This is a genomic window from Gilvimarinus agarilyticus, assembly GCF_000832015.1.
GTDB lineage: Bacteria > Pseudomonadota > Gammaproteobacteria > Pseudomonadales > Cellvibrionaceae > Gilvimarinus > Gilvimarinus agarilyticus.
The window spans coordinates 2,631,471-2,655,478 of record NZ_JXCJ01000001.1; the positions used below are offsets into that span (position 1 = coordinate 2,631,471).

Here is a 24,008-nt window from a genome sequence, read left to right on the forward strand (position 1 = left end):
GCTTTTTATAGCTCACCTCACAGTGTTTAGTGGCTCAGCTCAAGCAACAACTTATTGAGGCGCTGAACATAGGCCGCCGGGTCGTTCAGGTGGCTACCCTCGGCCAGGTTGGCCTGATCAAACAGCACCTTGCTCAGGTCGGCAAAGCGATCTTCGTCTTGCTCCTGATCCAACTTTTGCACCAGTGGGTGGTCGGGGTTCACCTCAAAAATGGGCTTAGACTCTGGTACAGCTTGACCGGCCGATTCAAGTAAGCGACGCATCTGCGCGCCCATCTCGTGCTCGGGCACGACGACACAGGCTGGCGAGTCGGTGAGACGGTGGGTTAAGCGAACCTCGGCCACCTCATCACCCAGAGCAGTTTTCACCCGCTCGAGCAAAGGTTTTAGGGCTTCGGCGACTTTTTCTTGCGCTTCTTTCTCTTCCTCGGTGTCTAGCTCACCTAAGTCTAGCTCGCCTTTACCCACATCCTGCAAGCTCTTACCATCGAACTCAGCCAGGTGGCTCATTAGCCACTCGTCGACACGATCAGACAACAACAGCACCTCAATGCCCTTTTTACGGAACACCTCAAGGTGAGGGCTGTTTTTCGCCGTGTTGTGATTCTCAGCGGCAATGTAGTAAATCTTGTCTTGTCCGTCCTGCATACGAGATACGTACGCTTCTAAAGACTGGTCTTGAGTCGGGGTATTATTTAACGTGGTCGCAAACCGCAGCAACTTAGCGATTTTTTCGCGGTTAGCGAAATCTTCAGCCGGCCCCTCTTTCAATACCTCGCCAAATTCATTCCAGAAATTTGCATACTCTTCTGGCTTATTTTTGGCAAGCTTACCCAGCATATCCAACACGCGCTTAGTTAACGCTGAGCGCATGCTGTCGATATTGGGGTCTTTTTGCAAAATCTCACGTGAAACGTTCAAAGAGAGATCGTTTGAATCAACCACGCCCTTAATAAAACGCAAGTACAAAGGCAGAAACTGCTCGGCATCATCCATAATAAAGGTGCGCTGCACGTACAGTTTTAAACCACGGGCGCCTTCGCGGTTGTACAAGTCAAACGGTGCTTTTGCTGGCACATACAACAAGCTTGTGTAATCGAGGTTACCCTCTACCCGGTTATGGCTCCAGGTCAAAGGGTCGGCAAAGTCATGGCTCACATGCTTATAAAACTCTTTGTACTCATCCTCACTCACCTCTGAGCGCGAGCGGGTCCACAGCGCTTTAGCCGTGTTCACCACTTCGTCTTCCGGGGCTGGAGGCTCTTGGCCTTCTTCGGCTGGCGCTTCCTGCTTTTGCATCACTACCGGAATGGCAATGTGATCTGAGTATTTTTTTATGATGGAGCGCAGACGATAGTCGTCAGCAAATTCTGTGGCGTCGTCTTTCAGGTGCAGCTCAATGCTGGTACCGCGCTCTGCCCGCTCGATGGTTTCAATATCGAACTCTGCCTCGCCATCACACTCCCAGCGAACGCCTTGATCTACCGGCGCACCCGCTTTACGTGTGGTCACCACCACTTTATCGGCAACAATAAATGAAGAGTAAAAGCCAACCCCAAACTGACCAATTAACTGGGCGTCTTTCTTCTCGTCGCCGGTTAAGTTTTGCATGAAAGCGGCTGTACCAGACTTGGCGATTGTCCCTAAGTTCTCGATGACGTCCTCGCGACTCATGCCAACGCCATTGTCGCTAATGGTGATGATTTTGGCGTCTTTATCGACACTAACACGCACTTTAAGGTCGCTGTCGCCCTCATACAGGCTGTCGTCTTTTACAGCGGCAAAACGCAGCTTATCGGCGGCGTCGGATGCGTTTGACACCAGCTCGCGAAGAAATATTTCACGATTGGAGTAAAGCGAGTGAATCATCAGGTGCAAAAGCTGCTTAGCTTCGGTCTGAAAGCCCCGGGTTTCTTTTTGCGCTTCTACGGTCATGGGTTACGACTCCTGTATACAAAATAACCAACCGCACCTTTGGCGGCGATGTTCAGTTCAGGTTCAGTAACTTGGGGCTACTTTGGGGTTTTCAAGCCGAAGAGGTGAAATTCTCACACACCTGAAGACCAACGGCCATTACCGTAGGATGTGAGCTAGGTGCCTGATAAACCGAGGAAAATTGGTACGACCGAGTGGACTCGAACCACCGACCCCTACCATGTCAAGGTAGTGCTCTAACCAACTGAGCTACGGTCGTACAAATAGACAGGGGCTGCCAGCGGTACTCGCTGGGCAACTGGGCGCGAACTTTATCAGCCCCCCTATTATCGCGCAAGTATTTTTTGTTTTTAAAGGTAACAATTTTATACAGCATTAGAAGCTAAGCCATTGAATAATACGGCTTATTGCTCGGTAGATCTCACTTTTTTCAATAAAAAGACGTATACTGTTTCGTTAAGGAATCATTGCAGCGTGATGCTCACTCGAAGGCTTCCCAACATGCTTAAAGCGCTATTCGAATCCTCCAGGACTACTAAGCGGATCATATCGCTGGTGTACGACACCCTAGCGATCAGCTTTTCGCTCTATATCGCCATTTGTCTGCGTTTGGGCAGCTTTGAAATCCCCATTACTGAGCGCGAACTTGCCACCCTTGCCATTACCATCCTGTTTACGCTTGGCGCATTTATACGCATGGGCATGTATCGCGCCATTCTCCGCTATATGACGCCTCAAGCACTCAACACTGTGTTTTTAGGCAGCTGTTTCTCTGCGTTGATTTTGGCGGTCGGGAGCTTTTTTACCCACTCCTTTATACCCCGCTCGGTGCCTTTCATCTACCTGACCATCGCTTTGATACTGCTGGGTGGGCCCCGGCTACTCGTGCACCATCTGGTCATGTTACTCAATGGCAGCCACCACGGTAAACGTGAGCCTGTCATTGTTTATGGCGCCGGCTACACCGGCCATCAGCTACGCCTGGCCCTTAAAGCGACCAATTATAAAGTGGTTGCGTTTGTCGATGACGATACCGCCCGACAAGGCTCAGTATTTGCCAATATAAAAGTGCAAAGTCCACAACAGCTGCCCGTAATTATCCGCAAATTTGGCGCTACGCGAGTACTCCTGGCGCTTGGCAATACGCCGCACTCTCGTCGGGCACAAATTATCAAAAGGCTTGAGCCGATGGGCGTCTCGGTACAGACAGCCCCCGCGATTCCCGATCTGATTAGCGGTCGCGCGCGCATAGAGCACATTCGCGATGTGGATATTGAAGATTTACTTGGCCGCGACCCAGTTAAGGCCAATAGCGATCTACTCAGCGCTTGCATCACTGACAAGGTGGTTATGGTAACCGGCGCTGGCGGCTCGATAGGTGGTGAGCTGTGCCGGCAAATTATGCTGCAATCGCCCAAGCGAATCGTATTGTTTGAGTTGAACGAGTTTAGCCTGTACCGGCTAGAGTCTGAGCTAAGACACATAGCCGAAAACAATAAACTGGATACTGAGATCACTCCCCTACTGGGCTCGGTACAGCGCGAACACCGGGTGGAGACCGTCATGCGTACGTTTGGCGTACAAACGGTGTATCACGCAGCCGCGTACAAACACGTGCCCTTGGTGGAGCATAATATTGTCGAGGGCGTGCGCAACAATGTTTACGGCACGTGGTACACGGCTGAGGCTGCCATTCGCGCCGGCGTCGAGTCTTTTGTTTTAATCTCTACCGACAAGGCGGTTCGACCAACAAATGTTATGGGCGCCTCAAAGCGTATGGCCGAGTTGGTGCTGCAAGGGTTGTCGCACCGCCAGAGCAACACTCGCTTCACCATGGTTCGGTTTGGTAATGTGCTGGGCTCCTCGGGCTCTGTGGTGCCTTTATTCCGCCAGCAAATTAAAGTCGGCGGCCCGGTTACCGTCACCCACCCCGAAATTATTCGTTATTTTATGACCATACCCGAGGCCGCTGAACTCGTTATTCAGGCTGGCGCCATGGGAACAGGTGGCGACGTGTTGGTGCTCGACATGGGTGAACCGGTCAGAATTGTCGATCTCGCCAGGCGAATGATTCACCTTTCTGGGTTAACCATAAAAACCCCGGACTCTCCAGAAGGTGATATCGAGATCACCTACTCCGGATTACGCCCTGGAGAAAAGCTCTATGAAGAACTGCTGGTTGGCGACAACGTTACCGGCACCGCTCACGACAGAATTATGCGCGCTGAGGAGTTTTGTCTAAGCTGGAATGACACCGAGCTACTGCTTAACGAGCTCGACCGTGCTTGCCACGATTACGCTTGCGATAGAGTAAGAGAGTTACTTATGCGGGCTCCTACTGGCTACGCCACGGAAGAGGCGCTCGGTGACGCGGTATGGCTTCATAAAACCAACACCGCCCAGCTGCGCGTAATTAAGTAGCAAGTTCTGAGAGGTTATTGATATGACTCTGGCTTACCGGCATTAAACAGTAACGCCAACCCCATTAGCGGCCCATAGCTCAGCAACAACATAAGCCAACCAGGCAGCCAGCCAAGCGCTGTTACCCAGGCCATTGGCATCAGCCAACACACATTCAGACCCAGCACACCCACCGTAACCACGACATGAGAATTAAAGTGTCGCGCCGCATATTGATAGGCGTGAGTTCGGTGCGCTTGATATACGGGCACCCCCCGGGCCAACCGGTGTAGCAACGTCACGCTGGCATCGACGATAAATACGCCCGATAAAATAAGACCTGCCCAAAACAAATTATCGCCAGCCCGGCTCAAAACAAATAGAAAGCCCATTATCAATACGCCGAGAAAACAGCTGCCGGCATCGCCCATAAAAATGCGCGCACGGGGAAAGTTCCAGACAATAAAACCGGCAGCGCTTGCCAACACACACACGGCTGGCAGCACTAAATCCGGAGCGCCACAATAGTACGCCAGCAGCCCGTAGCCGGCAAAAATAAAGATTGCCTCTAACCCTGCAATGCCGTCTATGCCATCCATAAAGTTAAACAGGTTGATGTACCAGGCGACCAGCAGTGATAACAAACAAACGCCAAGCACACCAGAGGCGACATTAATGTTCAAAAAAACGATCTCAAACGACGGGAGAGCGAGCGTGAGCGTTAAGCCGGCTAACAGATGAATCAGCAACCTAACCCCGGAGCGAACATGGCCGTGATCATCCCAAAAACCTACCGCCGCCACGCCAAAGGCTACCAACGCCGCAATGGCCAATGACTGGGTAATTAAGGTGTCTGTACCCTCCAGAGGCCAACGGCTGACAAGAAAAAAACTAACAACTAAGGTTATCGCCAGCCCTCCACCACGAGGTGTAGGCAGTGTGTGTGAGGAGCGGCCGCCCGGCTGATCAAGCATTCCCTGCTTGAGCGCATAAAGGCGAATCCATTTGGTCAATAATGCGGTCAAGGTAAAACAAATGAGCGTAAGAATCGCGTACTCAAGTACAGAGCTCATGATTGTTGTCTCACGATATTTCGCTCGCTATTACTCCAACGAAAAGCCTGTGCCGTACGCATCAGCGCGTCATGAGGAGATGCAGGGGGAATCCAGCCCAGTAGGTTTTGGGCTTTACTGGTATCTATTTGCAGCGAACCACACAGCTTAGTGGCAAGCGAGCCCTTGCCCATAACTTTTGCGGCCAATACCAGCAACTTTTGCGGGCAGTGAAACAGCATCGAAGGCCGGCCCAACCCTTCTGCCAGCACCTGCAATAGCTGAGGCGTGCTTAGGTCTTCTCCGTCCGCCAGTAAAAACAACTGATTAGCCGCCGCTGGATGACGAATAACGACTTCAATAAAATCAACGAGATTCTCAACCCCCAGCAATGATCGTTTATTCTCAACTGAGCGCAATGGCAATGGAATACGTGAATCGACCCATTGCAGCATTGAATGAAAATTCGCTTTAACGCCCGGCCCATAAACCAATGGTGGGCGTAGAATAACGACCTCCATGGCCGTGCTAGCGGTAATTTCCCACAGGGTTTGTTCCGCTCGATACTTTGACCAGGCATAAGCCCCTTTCGGCCCCGGGCAGTCAAGCTCCGTGAAAGGCGTCGAGTTTTTTACACCATTCACACCAATGGAGCTGATAAAAATAAACCGTCTTACGCCGCTTAGCGAAGCCGCCAGCGCCAAATTTCGTGTCATCTCAATATTAATTTTATCGTAAAGATGATAGGGATCCGCCTCATTCTCTTGCAACACATGGGCTCGAGCCGCCGCATGAATAACGGTGTCCACCCCCTGCAGGCTCTCGCACCATTGCTCGATGGTTAGGTCCTCCGCGACTTTAACCTCTTGATCGGTTATTGGCTGGCGAACACCGGCGATAACCTGATAGCCGCCTTCGCGCAATAGGCCCGCACGTAAGTGCCCACCTACAAAGCCATTGGCACCGGTAATCAGTACTTTTCGTTCAAAGCTCACCCGGGCCTCCCGGCTCACCATGGTAATGATCGGAAAACCGTATTACGTCGTTTTCATCAATGCGATCTCCGGTTTGCACTTCAATCAAATCAAGTATGGTGTCGCCGGGGTTATGCAGCGTGTGAACATCTCCCACATTGATATGAATCGATTCGTTCGCCTGTAAAATCTGTTCGTGCTCACCAATTCTAACGTTGGCCGTACCCTCCAATATCACCCAGTGCTCTGCGCGGTGTCGATGCACTTGTAAGGCCAGCTTCGCACCGGGTTTTACCTTTACGTGCTTGACTTGATAGTGCTCGCCCAGATTCACGGTTTCATAACTACCCCAGGGGCGATGGACTTTTTGATGATGGCGAATTTCAGAGCGGCTATCGGCTTTTAATTGATTCACCACCGTCTTAACCGCTTGTGAACTCTCGCGCGACATGACCAGTAGTGCGTCATGGGTATCGATAATGGCAAGATCACGTACACCCACCGCTGTGACCAGTCTGGAGCCTGAGCGAATAAGCGAATTCTGTACGTCCTCCACGACGATATCGCCCATCAATGCGTTGCCACTTTTGTCTTTATGGGCGTGCTCGTAAACCGATTGCCAGCTGCCGATATCGCTCCAATCTCCGCCATAGGGAACCACCGATCCCTTGGTCGTAGACTCCATAATGCCGTTATCGATTGAGATAGATGGAGCGCGAGAAAACGCCTCCGCCCCAACCCGAATAAAATCAAGGTCGGTATAACGCTCTGCCATAGCTTTAGCAACCGCATCATAAACCGCCGGCTGAAATTGTTTAAGTTCGCCAAGGTAGGCCTTAGGGGTAAACATAAACATACCGCTGTTCCAGTAATAGTTACCGGCATTGACATAGTTGGTAGCGGTATCTAGATCGGGCTTCTCGTGGAAAGCTGTAATAGGTGAAACTTTCCCATACTGAGCCGCTTCAATATAGCCATAACCGGTCTCAGGGTAACTGGGCAGAATACCAAAGGTCATCAATGCTCCGCTCTGTGCAGAGACATTCGCTTCAGAGACCGCGTCAGAAAAGCGCTCAGAATCTTCAATCAGGTGATCGGCTGGTAAGACTAATAAACTAGCGCCCGGCGCATATTGTTGCACTTCGAACGCCGCTAGCGCGATGGCGGCGGCGGTATTACGCGCGGCCGGTTCGAGCATAATGGTTCCCACTATGCCCATCTCGAGCATCTGTTGCGCGATCAGAAATCGGTGATCGTTATTGCACACCACGACCGGAGCAGATTCGATCCCACAACGCCTAACTCGCGAGAGCGTTTGCTGGATCAAGGTTTGATTCGGGTCCGTTAAATTTATGCACTGCTTCGGGTATAGCTCGCGCGACAACGGCCATAAACGATTACCTGAACCGCCTGCAAGCAAAACCGGTATGATCATAACGTTTCTCTAATAGCAAAAATGGCCCCTCAGCAGGAGCACCTAGGCCTATTTTGTCATAATAGGCCGCTATTAGAAAACGCAGGGGGGCTATATTGCAGCTCTGTGATCCGAGGCGACAAGACCCAGTGCAGGCACTGGGGATGGACTCACGTGCGGACGACCAACACTGTAGTAATAAAAGCCTCGCTGAGCGAGCATTTCTGGGTTATAGACATTTCGGCCATCAAAAATAACAGGCTCAGCCAAGGCGCTCAGCAGCGTGTCAAAATCGGGAGCCCGAAACGCCTGCCACTCTGTGACGACTACCAGTGCATCAGCCCCTTCAAGGGCCGACTCTTTGGTACCACACAAGCGTAAGTCACTGCGCACACCATAAATACGTTGCGCTTCGTCCATGGCCTCAGGGTCATACGCCTGTACCTTGGCCCCTGATTGCCATAAAGCCTCCATTAACACCCGGGAAGGGGCTTCGCGCATATCATCCGTATTGGGTTTAAACGACAGCCCCCACAAAGCAAAAGTTTTACCTTTTAAGTCTCCGCCATAATGGGCCGAAATTTTAGTAAAAAGCGTATTTTTTTGGCAATTATTGCGATGCTCCACTGCCTTTAATACATCAGACTCAAAGCCGGCCGTGCGGGCAGTACTGATGAGCGCTCGAACATCTTTCGGAAAACAGGAGCCGCCGTAACCAACACCGGGGTAAATAAAGTGATAGCCGATACGTGGATCACTGCCAATCCCAAGCCTCACGGCTTCAACATCAGCGCCGAGCTTTTCGGCCATGTTGGCAATTTCGTTCATAAAACTGATCTTGGTGGCGAGCATACAGTTAGCCGCATACTTAGTAAGTTCGGCGCTACGCACATCCATAACGATAATTTTTTCGTGATTGCGATTAAAGGGAGCATAAAGCTCACGCATAGTGGCCTCGGCACCGGCATCGTTGGTGCCAATGATTATGCGATCGGGCTTCATACAATCGGCCAGTGCCGACCCCTCTTTTAAAAATTCCGGGTTTGATATAACAGGTACATTAAAACGCTTACCGCGCGTCTGAAGTTTTGCCCCAATGCAGCGAGTAACCTGATCGGCCGTGCCAACGGGAACCGTCGATTTATTTACCACCAATACTGGCCGATCGAGTAACTCGCCCAGTGTGCCAGCAACGCTTAGCACATAGCGAACGTCAGCCGCACCCGATTCATCCGGAGGTGTACCCACGGCAATAAATTGCACGTCACCGTGCTGAACCCCCACCTCAGGGTCATGACTAAAAAGCAGTCGCCCACTGCGGTGATTTTCACGAACTACAGCTTCTAAACCTGGCTCATAAATCGGTATATGCCCTTGGTTGAGTCGGTTAATTTTTGCTTTATCAACATCGATACAAACTACCTGATGCCCGACCTCGGCAAGTGCAGCCGCCTGCACCAACCCAACATAACCCACACCAAAGACTGTAACCTTCATCACCTGCCTCACTGTTATTTACGAGAGTATCGCCAAGCACACCGCCTAGTTTGGCGGCACTGTTTAGCGAGTTACGCTCAGTAAATCAGTGGACTTTTACAGATGTATGAAATTTATACGACAGAAATGTTACCGCCCTATTCGCCCGCTACCCCCCGTATGGGGCGAATACTACCCCACGATTTACAACCGGGACAAAGCCAGTGCAGGCTATTACCGGTGAAACCGCATTTGTTACAGCAGTAGCTCGGCTTTTCGGCGATAACCTGATCGACCAGCTGCTTAAGTAGCTCAAGGTTCTCCTTAGCTTTGCCTTCTGAATGTGGCAAATGCAGCTCAACCAAGCGATTAAGCGTGCGTATGCTTGGGTTCAGCTTTAGCTGTTCGGCAATAAAGTCGGCGGCGACGTAATCGTCCTGGCTCCAGCGCAACCGGTCGGCGATTTTTATGATTAACGTGTTACTCGGGTGCTCTTTTAGTAGTTTCTGTAAGTAGTCGTCCAGAGCGCGCGACTCACCAAGGCGCTCATAGCTTTCAATTAAGGTGTCCAGTACCTCTATCAGGTACTCAGGGTCCTGGGCCGGAATTCGGTGTATATGTTTAAGGGCCTCCCGGTAGCGCCCCTGAGAAAACTCCAGCCGGGCAAAAAGAATACTCGCCCGCGCCGACGACGGGTCGAACCGCAGCGCCTCTTGCAGGTGTACCCGAGCTTTAGTGATATGGCGGGCCTCAAGGTCTTGCAGCGCTTGCTCGCACGCAAAATGTGCCTGCATTTGCTCGAGCCCCTGGCCTTGATCATGTTGCTTAGCTCGGCGCTCGAGCTGACTTGCCATGGCAATGGCGTCATCCCACTCGTTCTCGTCTTGATAAATCTCGATGAGGTGCTCAAGTGCTTGCAGCTTGTACATGGAGGAAAGCTTCACCAGCTCCAACAACAAGGCCTCTGCCCTGTCTAATAAGCCGGCTTTTATGTAGTCACGTGCCAACTCTATTTGGGATTCATGCTGTTGCCGGACGTTAAGCCCTGGGCGAGCCAGTAAGTTTTGGTGAATCTTAATCGCCTTGGTGACTTCGCCGCGCCGGCGCAGCATGTTGCCCAGAGCCAGGTGTGTTTCAAGGGTGTCACTATTAACCGCCAAGGAGCCAATAAAGGCATCTATAGCACTGTCGGGCTGCTCGTTAAATAGATAACTCAAGCCTTTATAATAATTTAGGGCATAGTCTTTAGGGTAATGCGCAGATTTTCGGCGAGGGTGCCAGCGGCCCAAGGCAAAGCCAATTGCCAAAGCCAACAGCAGCAGCCCGTACATCAAAATGTCAGCCATTAGATTAAGTCCGCAAACTTTGGCTTCTCAGTGTTTGTACTTCCTGCTCTAGTTTTTCGTTGCGCCGGCGCGCCGAGGCGAGGCTGCGACGCATGGCCATGGAGGGAATAAGGTTTAAAGCAAAGCCAAGTAGCAACCCAAACAAGGTGAAGATAAGCAACCAAATGCCGAGCCGTAATTCGGGTAAAACATTTCCCAGCAAGGTTACTGTCACTTCAGACGCGTTTTCAGAGTTAAAGACAAACCCCAAAATAAGTGCCGCGAGTAATACCAGAGCATAGATCCATCTGCCAATGCGCCTCATAGAAACCTCTCTAGGCGTGGGAATAGTTTAATGATACAACGATCAGGAGTGAATACTTTCATTAACCCGGTCACGCATCTCTTTGCCGGGCTTAAAATGCGGAACAAACTTACCCTCGAGCTCAACCGCGTCACCTGTTTTGGGGTTACGCCCCATACGTGGTGCGCGGTAATGCAAAGAAAAGCTGCCGAACCCGCGAATTTCAATACGCTCACCTTCGGCCAGCATCTCAGACATATAGTCTAATAGCAGTTTCACCGCCAATTCGACATCTCTGACAGGTAAATGATCTTGCTTTTCGGCGATATATTCAATTAATTCAGATTTAGTCATGGCCTGCTCTCGAGTTCGTTGTTGTTCAGGCGTGGTCGCATTAAGCGATCAGACTTAGCTTATAACGACATTAGAGAGGACGCAATACTTAATGGACAGTTTATGAACAGAAGGTAAGTTATTGATCTTAATCTATAATCACACCAATAGTGGCGCTTAACACTACCCAAACGACAGGCATAAAAAAGGCCGGCACGGGGCCGACCTTTTTTAAGAAGGGGCGAAATTAGTCTTTCGCTTCCATCTGAGCCTTGATCAGATCACCCAGGGTAGTGGCAGGTGCTGCTTGCTCAGCCTGCTTGCTTGAGTGTTCTTTGATAGAGGCTTTCTCTTCAGCAACGTCTTTAGACTTCACAGATAAGCTGATAGAGCGGTTTTTACGGTCAACGCTAATGATCTTAGCTTCGACTTCTTCACCTTCTTTCAGCACGTTGCGCGCGTCTTCAACCTTCTCGCGTGACAACTCAGAGGCCTTCAGTACAGCTTCTACGTCGTCAGCCAGAGTAATAACCGCTGCCTTAGCTTCAACTTCTTTTACGATACCTTTAACAACAGCGCCTTTGTCGTTCTCGGCTACGTACTCAGAGAACGGATCGGCTTCAAGTTGCTTGATGCCCAGCGAAATACGCTCACGCTCTGGATCGATTGCCAGCACAACGGTTTCAATCTCGTCGCCTTTCTTGTACTTACGCACGGCTTCTTCGCCGGCTTCGTGCCAAGAGATGTCAGACAAGTGAACCAGACCGTCGATGCCTCCGTCCAAGCCGATGAAGATACCAAAGTCAGTGATTGACTTGATCTTACCGGTGATTTTCTCGCCTTTGGCGCAAGTGCGGGCAAATGCGTCCCAAGGGTTCTCTTGACACTGCTTAACGCCCAGAGAAATACGACGACGTTCTTCGTCAATATCAAGGATCATCACTTCGATTTCATCACCAACATTCACAACTTTAGATGGGTGAATGTTCTTGTTGGTCCAATCCATTTCAGATACGTGAACCAGACCTTCAACACCCTCTTCCAGCTCTGCGAAGCAACCGTAGTCAGTCAGGTTGGTCACAACCGCTTTAACGCGGGCGCCTTCAGGGTAACGGCCAGTAATTTGCAACCATGGATCTTCACCCAGTTGCTTCAGACCCAGTGATACGCGGTTGCGCTCACGGTCAAACTTCAGCACTTTAACGTCAATTTCGTCGCCAACGTTAACGATTTCGCTTGGGTGCTTAATGCGCTTCCAAGCCATATCAGTGATGTGCAGCAGGCCGTCAACACCACCCAGATCTACGAACGCGCCGTAGTCGGTCAGGTTTTTAACGATGCCTTTAACAACCATGCCTTCTTGCAGGGTTGCCAGCAGCTCTTCACGCTCAGCTGAGTTAGCTTGCTCCAATACCGCGCGGCGCGAAACCACAACGTTATTGCGCTTTTGGTCGAGCTTAATAACTTTAAAATCCAGCTCTTTGTTTTCGAGGTGAGCGGTTTCGCGTACCGGACGTACGTCAACCAGCGAACCTGGCAAGAAAGCACGGATACCAGCAACGTCAACGGTGAAACCACCTTTAACCTTACCGTTAATAACACCTTTAACCACTTCGTCTGCAGAGTGTGCCGCTTCCAGCACTTTCCAAGCTTCAGCGCGCTTGGCTTTCTCACGAGACAGGCGGGTCTCACCGAAACCGTCTTCTACGGTTTCCAGTGCAACTTGTACTTCATCGCCTACTTCCAGCTTAACTTCACCGTTTTCATCGATGAACTGGTTAGCAGGGATAACACCTTCCGACTTGAGTCCGGCGTGTACAGTTACCCAATCTTTATCGATATCAATTACCACACCGGTAACGATGGTGCCGGGCACCATATCGACTGTTTTTAAGCTCTCTTCAAATAACTCAGCAAAACTTTCGCTCATGGTCACAAAATTACCTATAAAAGTAGCTGTGGGCGACCTGAAAATTGACGCCGCAACAGCAATCCGTAAGGCCAGACATACGGGTTGATGAATGATGAACACAAGCCGCCCTTAACACTGGCGAGTAACGGCTTGCTACTGTCGACCCCACGTTAACGGACGATGGGTATCAGCAGGTCGGGCAGGCTAGCAGAGAGGTGGTTATTTAGCAAGCAATATTTAGCAAAACACCGGCGCACAGGGGCAACCGGTGTTTTTAGGGTGACTTAGCAAGATAAACCGTTGCTTAGCTGCAGTAAGTGGCGCGTATGTACTCTTTGACGCCCTCTCCTACCTCACTGTTACGGGTGGCATAGGCAATATTGGCAATCGCATAACCGGTCTTGCTGCCACAATCGTGGCTTTTACCTACCAGCTCGTAGGCCTCGACAGTTTCCCGCTCCAGCAACATATCAAGAGCATCGGTTAACTGTATTTCACCGCCCGCGCCTGGCTGGGTGCGCTCCAGCAACTCCCAGGTAGCCGCCGACAGAATATAACGGCCCACAATAGCGAGGTTAGAGGGCGCCTCATCGGCTGGCGGCTTTTCCACCATTGCATTGATTTTTTGGCTGTTTCCCGCACCGATTTCGGCACCGCCGCAGTCCACCACCCCGTATTTGTGCACCCACTCCCAGGGCACGCCCTCCACCAGAATTTGGCTGGCGCTGGTTTCATCAAAGCGACGCACCATACCGGCAAGGTTCTCTTTTTTAAGGTTACACTCGTAGCTGTCAACCAGGACGTCGGGCAACAGCACCGCGAAAGGTTCGTCACCAATAACAGGCTTGGCGCACAAAATAGCATGCCCTAAGCCTTTGGCTTCAGACTGACGTACTGAAATAACCGTTAATCCCGGAGGTGTAATGGACTTAACCTGCTCCAATAGCGAACGCTTTAAGCGCGCCTCTAGCTGAGCCTCTAGCTCAAAACTGGTATCAAAATGGTTCTCGATCGAGTTTTTAGAAGCATGGGTTACCAAGACAATCTCTTTAATGCCTGCCGCTGCCGCTTCATCTACCACATATTGAATCAGGGGCTTATCAACCACTGGCAGCATCTCTTTAGGAATTGCTTTAGTCGCTGGAAGCATACGCGTACCCAGCCCAGCTACCGGAATGACCGCTTTTTTAACCTGCATCCTCTACTCCTTGTTTGAACTGAATTTGGGGTTAGCTATCAAGTAACGCTAAAATCTCGTCGGTTTTTGCCTGCATCAGGGCCTTATCGGCACGGCTTTCGACGTTTAGGCGTACCACAGGCTCAGTGTTGGACATGCGCAAGTTAAAGCGCCAATTCTCAAAGATCATGCTCACGCCGTCAGTTTCATCGACCTCCAGCGCATCGGCTTTAAAGTGGTCGCGCACCTTACTAATGGCCAGCTTGGCATCGGCGACTTCGCGGTTGATTTCACCCGGCGATGGAAAGCGCGCAATACACTCCTCCATCATCGACGATAGTGTCGCATTCTTACGGCACATCAGCTCGGTCACCAACAGCCACGGAATCATGCCGCTATCGCAGTAGAAGAAATCGCGAAAATAGTGATGCGCACTCATTTCACCGCCGTAAATAGCGTCTTCTTTACGCATACGCTCTTTAATAAAAGCATGGCCAGTTTTTGATTGCACCGCTGTGCCGCCACACTGCTCGGCGATATCGATGGTGTTCCATGTTAAGCGCGGGTCATGCACAACCTTTCCGCCCTGCTCTTTGATCAAAAAGGCTTCGGCGAGCAACCCCACGAGATAATAACCCTCGATAAAATCCCCCTTCTCATCAAAAAAGAAGCAGCGATCGAAGTCTCCGTCCCAGGCAATACCCAAGTCTGCGCCGTGCTCTAGCACGGCATCACGGGTTGGCCCACGATTCTCTACCAACAGCGGGTTAGGGATACCGTTAGGGAAAGTCGGATCTGGCTCATGGTGAACTTTAATAAACTCAAAGGGAAGGTGAGATTCCAGCGCGTCGATGACGTGCCCTGCCGCGCCATTGCCGGCATTGACAACAATTTTAAAAGGCTTGAGCTGATCGACGTCAACGTAGCCTAATAAATGTTCAACATAGGCTTCTAACGTACTTTGCTTAATCAGTTTGCCCCGGTTCGCTGGGTCGACCGGGGCAAAGTCGCCCTCTTCCGCCAAGCGTTTAATATCCAGCAGACCGGTATCACCGCTAATGGGTTTGGAGTTTTCGCGAATCGGCTTCATGCCGTTATAGTCGATGGGGTTATGGCTCGCCGTCACCTCAATGCCACCACTGGCCTCCAGATGACTCGTCGCAAAATACACCTCTTCTGTGCCGACCATACCGATATCGACAACATCGACCCCTTCATCCCGCAAGCCATTACCGACAGCGGTCTTCAGCGATTCACTGGTTTCCCGCACATCACCGCCCACAACAACGGTTTTAGGTTTAAGAAACTGGCCGTAGGCACGACCAATTCGGTAAGCGATATCTTCATTTAACTCTTCACCGAGCTTGCCACGGATATCATAGGCTTTAAAGCATGTCAGATTTTTTGAACTCACTGCCGACTCCATCGTTGAGTGATCTATCGTTTCCACTGCCAGCGCGAAGGCATAATGCTTGCGCGCTAAGTTAAGGCATAAATGTAAAAATTTCGATTTTGCGCACCATTTTTACCAACATCTACCGCGAGCCCTCTCGCCGCAGACGCGATACGCGCAAGTTAACCCCACGTTAATTAACTCGTAGCAGGTTTCGCACCAACATGGGGAGTGTCAACTGAAAAAGTTACTCTAGCTTAGGCGCCAATTGTGACCATCATATGAGCCAATACCTGCTCAATACTCAGATTGGTGCTATCAATAACCTTAGCATCGTCCGCTGGACGCAACGGTGAGCTTGCGCGGGACTGATCGCGCTGATCCCGCGCTTCGATATCGGCAATCAATGCCGGCAGGTCAACTTGCTCACCGCGTTCAAGTAATTGTTGGTAACGGCGCTGCGCACGCGCTTCGGCGCTCGCCGTTAAATAAAACTTATGCTGGGCATGGGTAAAGACGGTTGTCCCCATATCGCGGCCGTCAGCCACCAAACCGGGAGCGGTGGCAAAGTCACGCTGGCGCTGTAGCAACGCGCTGCGCACAGCATCAATGGCCGCCACCTCTGAGGCTCGCATACTCACCTGCTCCTGGCGAATCGCCGTGGTGACATCCTGCCCCTCAAGCAACACTTGAACGCCGCCCTCGGCTGGGCTGAACACAACATCTAAACCAGCCGCGCAATGCACTAAGCTCGCCTCATCACTCATCGGGATGGCTTTATTCAACGAAGATAACGCGACTAGGCGGTATAAGGCCCCACTATCGAGTAAGCGATAACCGAGTCGCTGAGCGAGTAACTGACTTAGCGTACCCTTACCGGCGCCAGAGGGGCCGTCGATCGTAACGATAATGCAATCTGGGTTAAGAGCCATCGGTCGCTATCCCTTCAATATCTGCCACTATCTCACGACAGGCCAACATGGGGTCGGGAGCTTGAGTGATAGGCCGTCCGATCACTAAAAAATCACTGCCTGCCTTGATCGCGTCAACAGGGGTCATAATGCGCCGTTGATCGCCCTGGGCCGCAGAGGCCGGCCGAATGCCCGGTGTCACTAACGCAAAATCAGGCCCACAGGCGCCCTTTAACGAGGTTGCCTCCTGTGCCGAGCAAACAACACCGCTCAAGCCAGACTCTTTTGCCAAATTCGCTAGATGCAACACTTGCTCCTCAGGGGAGCGTTGGATCCCTATCTCACTTAGGTCGTTCGCATCCATACTCGTTAGTACCGTGACCCCGATCAACAGAGGCGGGGATGCAAACCGCTCCAGCTCGCTTCGGGCGGCCTCCATCATGCGACGCCCCCCGCTAACGTGCACATTAACCATCCAAACACCTAGCTCTGAGGCTGCTCGGACAGCCTTAGCCGTAGTATTGGGGATGTCGTGAAATTTCAAATCGAGGAAGACCTCAAAGCCTAAGGTCATTAACTGCTCGACCAAGTGTGGGCCACATGAGGTAAACAGCTCTTTACCCACTTTAAGCCGGCATAACTGAGGAGATAACTGATGAGCAACTCTCAGACACTCGTCTGCGCTACTGTAGTCCATCGCGACAATGATTCGAGGACCTAGGTGTGTACTCTGGCTGGCAACTGACCCGACGTGTGACATATCTCCCCCATAGTGTGCGGCATCCGACAAGGTGCCGCCTGAGCGATATTAAAACAAACTTCGGGGGATTTCGCAGCAACCGTGAGAAGGATATTCTGACTAAAGAGCAAAACCGGCTATTCCCTGCACAATGGCAAGCGCCGCTAGCGGGGTTACCGTTTTACGCAGAAGGCACTCTAGCCCTGCAAACCTTCTGCTTGCCGGGCCAGGCGTGATTTAAGAGGCTATTCGCTATAAGGCAACCTTGGCTCGAATGTCATCCAGGGTTGCCTCACCAATACCCTTAACTTGCAGCAATTCATCGACGCTATCAAACGGGCCATTTTGTTCTCGCCAGGCAATGATCGCTTGCGCCTTAGCTTCGCCAATACCTTTTAACTGCGACAAGGTTTGTACATCGGCCGTATTGATATTGATGGGAGCACTCACACTGGCTTCCGTATCCGGCCCGGCAGCAAAAGCATGAAGAGGTGAAAATACTGTAACGGCAAGAGCAATAACAAAACTACTGATTAGACGCTTCATAGGAAATCTCCTTATTTGAATGTATACGCGTTACCTGCGCATTTTCAGATTAGGCACTGGGAGATTAATCTGCAATGAAGACATCACTGAATTATTCGTAAGCGATCTCGCACAATTTTTAGCGACAAAAAAAGAGGAGCAAGCTCCTCTTTTAGATTGGCCTTATGGCGTTAACTACGCAAATAAAAATTACTTAAGTAGCGAACCAATATCACGGGCATTCCAGTGCGGGAAGTGCTTGCGAATCAGTGCATTCAGCTCCACCTCAAACTCACTGTAATTAGCCGAGCCGGAATGGGCACCAGAGCCACCATCGGAATCGAGCCCTTCAATGACCATGCCGGCGCCTACTGTTATATTCGTCAATCGATCGATAACGATAAAGGCACCCGTCGCCCGATTAACCTGATAGTTATCGACGATAACATCTTGGCTCAGCGATAAATTAGCCACGGCAATATCATTGAGCTCAAGCGCTTGTGTGGGGTGATGCTCTTGCGTGTTGACATCGATTTGATAATCAAGCCCATCAAAATGGCCACTAACAACACGGCTGGCAAATTTAAACAAATACTCATTGCCAATATTACCGGCATTAGCATTCATCCAAACCACATGAGCTTTCAGCTTATTAGTCTGTTTAACAGAATCGTTATCAAGCACCAGCATATCGCCACGACTTACATCAATCTCATCGTTAAGCGTTAAGGTAACGGCTTGCCCGGCAAAGGCTTCATCTAGATTTTCATCATAAGTGACAATGGCTTTAATGGTACTGCTGTTGCCACCGGGCAATACTTTCACAGCATCCCCTACTTTCACAACGCCCGAGGCAACGGTGCCACAAAAGCCACGAAAGTCGAGATTGGGACGATTGACGTACTGCACCGGAAAACGAAAATCATCAAAGTTTTTATCAGCCGTTACAGGAACAGACTCAAGAATATCCATTAGTGTCGGGCCGGTGTACCACGCCGAACGATCCGACGGGTTAACAACGTTATCACCATCAAGCGCCGAAATAGGCACAAACTGAACGTCCTGCATTCCAAGTTTTTGCGCAAACGCGAGGTAGTCAGACTTAATCTTGATAAACGCCTGCTCATCAAAACCCAGCAAGTCCATCTTATTAACCGCGACAACAATGTTTTTAACACCCAGCAGTGAGGCAATATAGCTGTGGCGACGCGTTTGTGTCACAACGCCGTAGCGTGCATCAATAAGAATAACGGCTAAATCACAAGTCGACGCGCCCGTGGCCATATTGCGCGTGTACTGCTCGTGCCCAGGGGTGTCGGCAATAATAAATTTACGCTTGGCGGTCGAGAAATAGCGGTACGCCACATCGATGGTAATACCCTGCTCACGCTCGGCTTGCAGGCCGTCTACCAGCAAAGCCAAATCGATGGTGTTACCAGTGGTGCCGTGCTTGGTGCTGTCGGAGCGAACCGCATCCAACTGATCTTCATAGATCATTTTTGAATCGTGCAGCAAGCGACCGATCAAGGTACTTTTGCCGTCGTCAACGCTGCCGCAAGTAAGCAGACGGAGTAATTCTTTACGCTCGTGCTGAGCGAGATACTCATCAATATCGTTAGCGATAAGTTCTGATTGATGGGACATAAACTTTTAGCCTTTGGCGTTTTCGGTGCCTAACAAATTGGCGGCGCCTGGCGCCACCGATTCAATGCAATTGCGTAGAGTGATTGTTTAGAAGTAGCCTTCTTGCTTTTTCTTTTCCATCGAGCCGGAGCTGTCATGGTCAATCACTCGTCCTTGGCGTTCGGAGGTTGTGGTCAACAACATTTCCTGAATAATATCGGTCAAGGTCGTCGCCTCTGACTCTACCGCGCCAGTCAGCGGATAGCAGCCCAAGGTGCGGAAACGTACCATTTTTTCCTGTATCTCTTCACCTGGCTCCAGCGGCATACGGTCGTCATCAACCATAATCAAGGTGCCATCGCGCTCAACCACCGGGCGTTTGGCGGCAAAGTACAAAGGTACGATTGGAATACCTTCGAGGTGGATGTACTGCCAAATATCCAGCTCCGTCCAGTTAGACAAAGGGAACACACGAATGCTCTCACCTTTATCAACCCGGCCGTTATAAATATTCCACAGCTCGGGGCGCTGGTTTTTTGGGTCCCAGCGGTGGTTGCGGTCACGAAAGGAATACACACGCTCTTTCGCGCGGGATTTTTCTTCGTCCCGACGTGCACCACCAAAGGCGGCATCAAACTTATACTTGTTTAAGGCCTGCTTCAGCGACTGGGTCTTCATGATATCGGTGTGTTTGGCGCTACCGTGAGTAAAGGGCCCAACGCCCATATCCACGCCTTCCTGGTTGATGTGCACCAGAAGATCCCAGCCAAGGTCTTTAATACGCTGATCGCGAAACTCGATCATCTCGCGAAACTTCCAGGTGGTATCTACGTGCATCAAAGGAAATGGCGGTTTACCCGGTGCGAAGGCCTTCATGGCCAAGTGCATCATTACCGCGGAATCCTTGCCTACCGAGTAGAGCATAACAGGGTTATCAAACTCAGCCGCGACTTCACGGATGATATGAATACTTTCAGCTTCTAGCTGTTTTAGGTGCGTCTGTGTGTATTGCTCGGACATGCCACTCACAATTTGTTGGTCAATTTGGAGCCGACCCAGTGTCGGCGGCGCGTATTATAGGTGATCTGGAGAAAATTCACTAATTCCCCCAGCAGCCACCGTGCGAGAGCAACGGTAGCGGTTTTGCTACTCTTTGTTAACTATCAATTACTTCTATGGATATGCCCAATTGTTTGGCGTGCGCGACAAACCCCGGAAAGGAGGATGCAATACACTCGGCGCCATTCACCACCACAGTGCCTGAGGCACGTAAACCCGCTAATGCCAAGGCCATGGCCACCCGGTGATCACCGGCCGAATCAACCTCGCCTCCGCTCAAGGCTGCCCCGCAGATGCTCAAGCCATCCGCACGTGTAGTGACAGGAACTCCGAGCGCGATTAAACCCTGCGCCATATTGGCGAGCCGATCACTCTCTTTCACCCTTAGCTCGGCAGCCCCCGAGAGCTCAGTGGTGCCCGATGCGCAGGCCGCCGCAACAAACAAAGCAGGAAACTCATCGATGGCGCGCGAAACCAACTCGGTGGGAATCACAACCCCTGTTAACGGGGCATAGCGAACCCGGATATCAGCAACCGGCTCACCACCCGCGGTTGCAGGGTTTAACAGCTCGATATCAGCACCCATCTGACGCAAAATATCCAGCGCCCCGGTACGCGAGGGATTAACCCCTACATGTTCAAGCAAAATATCTGAACCAGGGGTAATACTGGCGGCCACCATAAAAAACGCCGCCGACGAGAAATCGCCGGGTACATCTACCTGACAAGCCGTCAACTCACTACCGCCGTGCACCGTAAGCCAGCCATCCGCGGTTTTCTCTAAGGCACAACCAAATCCTCCGAGCATGCGCTCGGTATGGTCGCGGGTTATCTGACTCTCTTTTACCCGGGTAACCCCCTTAGCGTAGAGCCCCGCAAGTAGCAAGCAAGACTTGACCTGCGCGCTAGCCATTGGCACCTGGTAATCGATAGCGTGAAACCCTTGCGCCGGACTATACGCCAGAGGCAGCTGGCCAAACTCTGACTCAATAACCGCGCCCATCGCTGTTAACGGCTCGATAACACGTCCCATGGGCCGTGCCGAGAGCGATGCATCGCCAGTGATGGTTGAGGCAAAATTCTGGGCCGCGAGTATGCCGGATAATAACCGGGCGCTGGTACCAGCATTACCCAAATACAAAGGCTTATGAGGCGCTTTTAAACCACGCAACCCCACACCGTATACCGTTACTCGCCCTTCGGTTGGCCCCTCGATCACCACGCCCATATCGCGAAACGCCTGCAGAGTTGCGAGCGAGTCTTCGCTCTCGAGCAGGCCGGTAATTTCGGTGGTGCCATTGGCGAGCGAGCCGAGCATAATGGCGCGGTGAGAGATCGACTTGTCGCCCGGCACGCGCAAGCGCCCGGTCAGTCCGGATGAGTGTTTAACCTGCAGTTTTGCCGGCGCCACGGCGGCCGAGTCCTGTAATGCACGTCCGGCCAGCATACGCGTAAAATGATCGCGAGCGGCTTTGGCGCGGGTGAACACCCCGAGTAAATACTCACCGTCTTCACGCTCTATGCCGTCGCGCAAGCGCAGCAAGTTATCGACGAATTTATCCAGTGAATGCAGCACAGCGCTGCGATTGGCCCGCATAATATCGTGCCACATCACCGGGTCGCTGGAAGCGATTCGGGTAAAATCGCGAAAGCCGCCAGCGGCATAACGAAAAATATTAGGGTTGCCTATATCGTGCGCCAGCGTATCAACCAGCGAATAGGCAATGGCGTGAGGCAAATGGCTGGTAGCTCCCAATACCTCATCGTGCTCGGCCACCGTCATGGTTAACACTTCGGCACCAAGGGTTTGCCACAATGTAGTTACCCTCGCCAGATGTTGCTCACCGGTCGAGGTTTCAGGGGTTAATATCACGCGGTGCTTTTGGTACAACGAGGGGTTGGCTGCCGCCACACCGCTTTGTTCGGAGCCGGCAATCGGATGCCCAAGCACCAGATTAACCGGCACCTCGCCAAACACATTCATAGCGGCCTCGCGCACACTGCCCTTCACGCTAGCGCCATCGGTAATGGTGACTTCAGCGCTGACATGCGCTTCAATATCCCGCAACACAGACTCGATAGCCAAGGTGGGCACTGCCACAAATATAACATCGCCCGCCCCTAACTCGGGGGCAACATCACCGAGGTTGAGGTAAGCTCGATCAACGACGCCGCGCTCAAGCGCTACATCGATGGTTTCCTGGTTACGGACAATGCCAATTGTCTCGCGACAACCCTTTTGCTGACGCAGGCCCGCACTAACACTGCCACCAATAAGCCCCAACCCAATGACGACTAACTTACCAACAGCTGGCTGATTAAACTCAGGCTCCGACACAGCCGACATCCTTACAATACGGCTTTAGGGTAAGAACCCAGTATTTTTAAATCACTCACGCGAGACGACACCTCATCTAATGTGGTGCGAATCACAGGGTCATCGACGTGTCCGGTAAAATCGACAAAGAAGACGTATGTCCATACCCCCGAGCGCGAGGGCCGGGTTTCGACTCGCGTCAGATCAATATTATGGGCATGGAAAGGGGCCAATAAGTTGTGCAGCGCACCTGGCTGGTTACGCATAGCAATGAGTAGCGAAGTCTTATCAATACCACTGGCGGGTACATCCTGCGTACCGATAATCAAAAAGCGGGTACTGTTATCGGGTTGGTCTTCAATTTTTTCGGCGACGATCTTTAAGTCATATAACTCCGCCGCTCTTTCCGGGGCGATAGCCGCCGCATTCCACTCACCCTTTAAGCGGCGCGCCGCTTCAGCATTGCTGGATACCGCAATGCGCTCGGCTTTAGGGTAATGAGCGTCCAGCCATTTACGGCACTGAGCAAGCGACTGACCATGCGAGTAAATACGCGAAATATTGTTGACATCGGTAACGGACGAAACCATCAAGTTATGATGAACCCGCAACTCCACCTCGCCACAAATTTTGAGATTAGACCCCATAAAATTATCGAGGGTGTGACTCACCACCCCCTCAGTGGAATTTTCGACCGGGACCACGCCATAGTTAACGGCGCCGGCCTCCACTTCGCGGAATACTTCATCGATCGCCGAGAACGGCATAGCCACCGCCGACGCACCAAAATGCTTCAGCGCGGCCTGCTGGGTAAAGGTTCCCTCGGGCCCAAGGTACGCCACTTTGATTGGGCGCTCCAAAGCCAAACACGCCGACATGACTTCGCGAAACAAACGCGCCATTTCTTCATCGCTAAGCGGGCCTTGGTTGCGCTCCATGGCCTTGCGCAACACCTGCGCCTCACGCTCAGGACGATAAAACAAAACATCGTCCGAGCCGCTGGCCGATTTAACCTCAGCCACTTTTTGCGCACAGCGAGCGCGCTCAGATATCAGCTCGCCAATCGACGCATCGATTTCATCAATGCGATCGCGCAGCGCCAGCAATTGCTCGCGCTCGGTATTGGTATCGCTCATAGCG

Annotated in this window: 19 protein-coding genes and 1 tRNA gene; 1 reads left to right on the forward strand and 19 read right to left on the reverse strand. The window is 51.6% G+C overall.

Going from position 1 to position 24,008, the window contains the following annotated elements; all coding sequences use genetic code 11:
- Nucleotides 1-26 precede the first annotated feature (26 nt).
- On the reverse strand, nt 27-1,934 hold the full coding sequence (gene htpG / locus SD69_RS11265; protein WP_041523296.1) for a molecular chaperone HtpG: 1,908 nt from the start codon (nt 1,932-1,934) through the stop codon (nt 27-29).
- Between the two features lie 182 nt (nt 1,935-2,116).
- A tRNA-Val gene (locus tag SD69_RS11270) sits at nt 2,117-2,193 on the reverse strand.
- A gap of 242 nt (nt 2,194-2,435) precedes the next feature.
- Here SD69_RS11270 and SD69_RS11275 point away from each other — a divergent pair.
- Complete coding sequence (locus tag SD69_RS11275; RefSeq protein ID WP_041523297.1) at nt 2,436-4,355, forward strand: polysaccharide biosynthesis protein; 1,920 nt, start codon at nt 2,436-2,438, stop codon at nt 4,353-4,355.
- Between the two features lie 14 nt (nt 4,356-4,369).
- Here the strand turns inward: SD69_RS11275 and SD69_RS11280 are convergent, their stop codons facing one another.
- The 17 genes from SD69_RS11280 to pheA all read right to left on the reverse strand — a co-directional run bounded on the left by SD69_RS11280 (nt 4,370) and on the right by pheA (nt 24,004).
- Complete coding sequence (locus SD69_RS11280) at nt 4,370-5,407, reverse strand: MraY family glycosyltransferase (protein ID WP_041523298.1); 1,038 nt, start codon at nt 5,405-5,407, stop codon at nt 4,370-4,372.
- Nucleotides 5,404-6,381 (reverse strand): NAD-dependent epimerase/dehydratase family protein, encoded by a 978-nt coding sequence (locus tag SD69_RS11285; protein WP_052481098.1) that lies wholly within the window; start codon nt 6,379-6,381, stop codon nt 5,404-5,406. Before SD69_RS11285 ends, SD69_RS11280 begins: the two co-directional genes overlap by 4 nt.
- Entirely contained in the window at nt 6,371-7,795 is a 1,425-nt protein-coding gene (locus SD69_RS11290; protein ID WP_052481099.1) for a mannose-1-phosphate guanylyltransferase/mannose-6-phosphate isomerase, read from the reverse strand. The genes SD69_RS11285 and SD69_RS11290 overlap by 11 nt, the downstream gene beginning before the upstream one ends.
- Nucleotides 7,796-7,885: 90 nt before the next feature.
- On the reverse strand, nt 7,886-9,271 hold the full coding sequence (locus SD69_RS11295; protein WP_052481100.1) for a UDP-glucose dehydrogenase family protein: 1,386 nt from the start codon (nt 9,269-9,271) through the stop codon (nt 7,886-7,888).
- A 137-nt stretch (nt 9,272-9,408) separates the two neighbouring features.
- Complete coding sequence (gene lapB / locus SD69_RS11300) at nt 9,409-10,596, reverse strand: lipopolysaccharide assembly protein LapB (RefSeq protein WP_041523299.1); 1,188 nt, start codon at nt 10,594-10,596, stop codon at nt 9,409-9,411.
- Between the two features lie 4 nt (nt 10,597-10,600).
- Nucleotides 10,601-10,900: a lipopolysaccharide assembly protein LapA domain-containing protein gene (locus SD69_RS11305; protein ID WP_041523300.1), complete on the reverse strand. Its 300-nt coding sequence runs from the start codon at nt 10,898-10,900 to the stop codon at nt 10,601-10,603.
- Between the two features lie 42 nt (nt 10,901-10,942).
- On the reverse strand, nt 10,943-11,233 hold the full coding sequence (gene ihfB, locus SD69_RS11310; protein ID WP_041523301.1) for an integration host factor subunit beta: 291 nt from the start codon (nt 11,231-11,233) through the stop codon (nt 10,943-10,945).
- 226 nt (nt 11,234-11,459) lie between these two features.
- Nucleotides 11,460-13,142 carry a 30S ribosomal protein S1 gene (gene rpsA, locus SD69_RS11315; protein WP_041523302.1) on the reverse strand — a complete coding sequence of 561 codons (1,683 nt, stop codon included), beginning with the start codon at nt 13,140-13,142 and terminating at the stop codon, nt 11,460-11,462.
- Nucleotides 13,143-13,428: 286 nt separating this feature from the next.
- A complete protein-coding gene (galU, locus tag SD69_RS11320; RefSeq protein ID WP_041523303.1) occupies nt 13,429-14,322 on the reverse strand; it encodes a UTP--glucose-1-phosphate uridylyltransferase GalU in 894 nt (297 codons plus the stop codon).
- A gap of 31 nt (nt 14,323-14,353) precedes the next feature.
- Nucleotides 14,354-15,715 (reverse strand): phosphohexomutase domain-containing protein, encoded by a 1,362-nt coding sequence (locus SD69_RS11325; RefSeq protein ID WP_232301181.1) that lies wholly within the window; start codon nt 15,713-15,715, stop codon nt 14,354-14,356.
- Between the two features lie 236 nt (nt 15,716-15,951).
- A complete protein-coding gene (gene cmk / locus SD69_RS11330; protein ID WP_041523305.1) occupies nt 15,952-16,626 on the reverse strand; it encodes a (d)CMP kinase in 675 nt (224 codons plus the stop codon).
- Complete coding sequence (gene pyrF, locus SD69_RS11335) at nt 16,616-17,365, reverse strand: orotidine-5'-phosphate decarboxylase (RefSeq protein WP_052481101.1); 750 nt, start codon at nt 17,363-17,365, stop codon at nt 16,616-16,618. The genes cmk and pyrF overlap by 11 nt, the downstream gene beginning before the upstream one ends.
- Before the next feature lie 231 nt (nt 17,366-17,596).
- The gene (locus SD69_RS11340) at nt 17,597-17,890 is read right to left on the reverse strand and encodes a ComEA family DNA-binding protein (RefSeq protein WP_041523306.1); all 294 of its coding nucleotides are present in this window, start codon (nt 17,888-17,890) and stop codon (nt 17,597-17,599) included.
- Nucleotides 17,891-18,079: 189 nt separating this feature from the next.
- On the reverse strand, nt 18,080-19,513 hold the full coding sequence (gene cysN, locus SD69_RS11345) for a sulfate adenylyltransferase subunit CysN (RefSeq protein WP_041523307.1): 1,434 nt from the start codon (nt 19,511-19,513) through the stop codon (nt 18,080-18,082).
- An 87-nt stretch (nt 19,514-19,600) separates the two neighbouring features.
- A complete protein-coding gene (gene cysD / locus SD69_RS11350) occupies nt 19,601-20,512 on the reverse strand; it encodes a sulfate adenylyltransferase subunit CysD (RefSeq protein ID WP_041523308.1) in 912 nt (303 codons plus the stop codon).
- A gap of 136 nt (nt 20,513-20,648) precedes the next feature.
- On the reverse strand, nt 20,649-22,889 hold the full coding sequence (locus SD69_RS11355) for a bifunctional prephenate dehydrogenase/3-phosphoshikimate 1-carboxyvinyltransferase (RefSeq protein WP_408606035.1): 2,241 nt from the start codon (nt 22,887-22,889) through the stop codon (nt 20,649-20,651).
- A gap of 11 nt (nt 22,890-22,900) precedes the next feature.
- Entirely contained in the window at nt 22,901-24,004 is a 1,104-nt protein-coding gene (pheA, locus tag SD69_RS11360; protein ID WP_041523309.1) for a prephenate dehydratase, read from the reverse strand.
- Nucleotides 24,005-24,008: the final 4 nt, after the last annotated feature.

What these genes read in the sequence shown, in the direction of transcription:
- htpG (WP_041523296.1), bottom strand. Translation starts at nt 1,934, where the DNA reads ATGACCGTAGAAGCGCAAAAAGAAACCCGGGGCTTTCAGACCGAAGCT.
- SD69_RS11275 (WP_041523297.1), top strand. Translation starts at nt 2,436, where the DNA reads ATGCTTAAAGCGCTATTCGAATCCTCCAGGACTACTAAGCGGATCATA.
- SD69_RS11280 (WP_041523298.1), bottom strand. Translation starts at nt 5,407, where the DNA reads ATGAGCTCTGTACTTGAGTACGCGATTCTTACGCTCATTTGTTTTACC.
- SD69_RS11290 (WP_052481099.1), bottom strand. Translation starts at nt 7,795, where the DNA reads ATGATCATACCGGTTTTGCTTGCAGGCGGTTCAGGTAATCGTTTATGG.
- SD69_RS11295 (WP_052481100.1), bottom strand. Translation starts at nt 9,271, where the DNA reads ATGAAGGTTACAGTCTTTGGTGTGGGTTATGTTGGGTTGGTGCAGGCG.
- lapB (WP_041523299.1), bottom strand. Translation starts at nt 10,596, where the DNA reads ATGGCTGACATTTTGATGTACGGGCTGCTGCTGTTGGCTTTGGCAATT.
- SD69_RS11305 (WP_041523300.1), bottom strand. Translation starts at nt 10,900, where the DNA reads ATGAGGCGCATTGGCAGATGGATCTATGCTCTGGTATTACTCGCGGCA.
- ihfB (WP_041523301.1), bottom strand. Translation starts at nt 11,233, where the DNA reads ATGACTAAATCTGAATTAATTGAATATATCGCCGAAAAGCAAGATCAT.
- rpsA (WP_041523302.1), bottom strand. Translation starts at nt 13,142, where the DNA reads ATGAGCGAAAGTTTTGCTGAGTTATTTGAAGAGAGCTTAAAAACAGTC.
- galU (WP_041523303.1), bottom strand. Translation starts at nt 14,322, where the DNA reads ATGCAGGTTAAAAAAGCGGTCATTCCGGTAGCTGGGCTGGGTACGCGT.
- cmk (WP_041523305.1), bottom strand. Translation starts at nt 16,626, where the DNA reads ATGGCTCTTAACCCAGATTGCATTATCGTTACGATCGACGGCCCCTCT.
- pyrF (WP_052481101.1), bottom strand. Translation starts at nt 17,365, where the DNA reads ATGTCACACGTCGGGTCAGTTGCCAGCCAGAGTACACACCTAGGTCCT.
- SD69_RS11340 (WP_041523306.1), bottom strand. Translation starts at nt 17,890, where the DNA reads ATGAAGCGTCTAATCAGTAGTTTTGTTATTGCTCTTGCCGTTACAGTA.
- cysN (WP_041523307.1), bottom strand. Translation starts at nt 19,513, where the DNA reads ATGTCCCATCAATCAGAACTTATCGCTAACGATATTGATGAGTATCTC.
- cysD (WP_041523308.1), bottom strand. Translation starts at nt 20,512, where the DNA reads ATGTCCGAGCAATACACACAGACGCACCTAAAACAGCTAGAAGCTGAA.
- pheA (WP_041523309.1), bottom strand. Translation starts at nt 24,004, where the DNA reads ATGAGCGATACCAATACCGAGCGCGAGCAATTGCTGGCGCTGCGCGAT.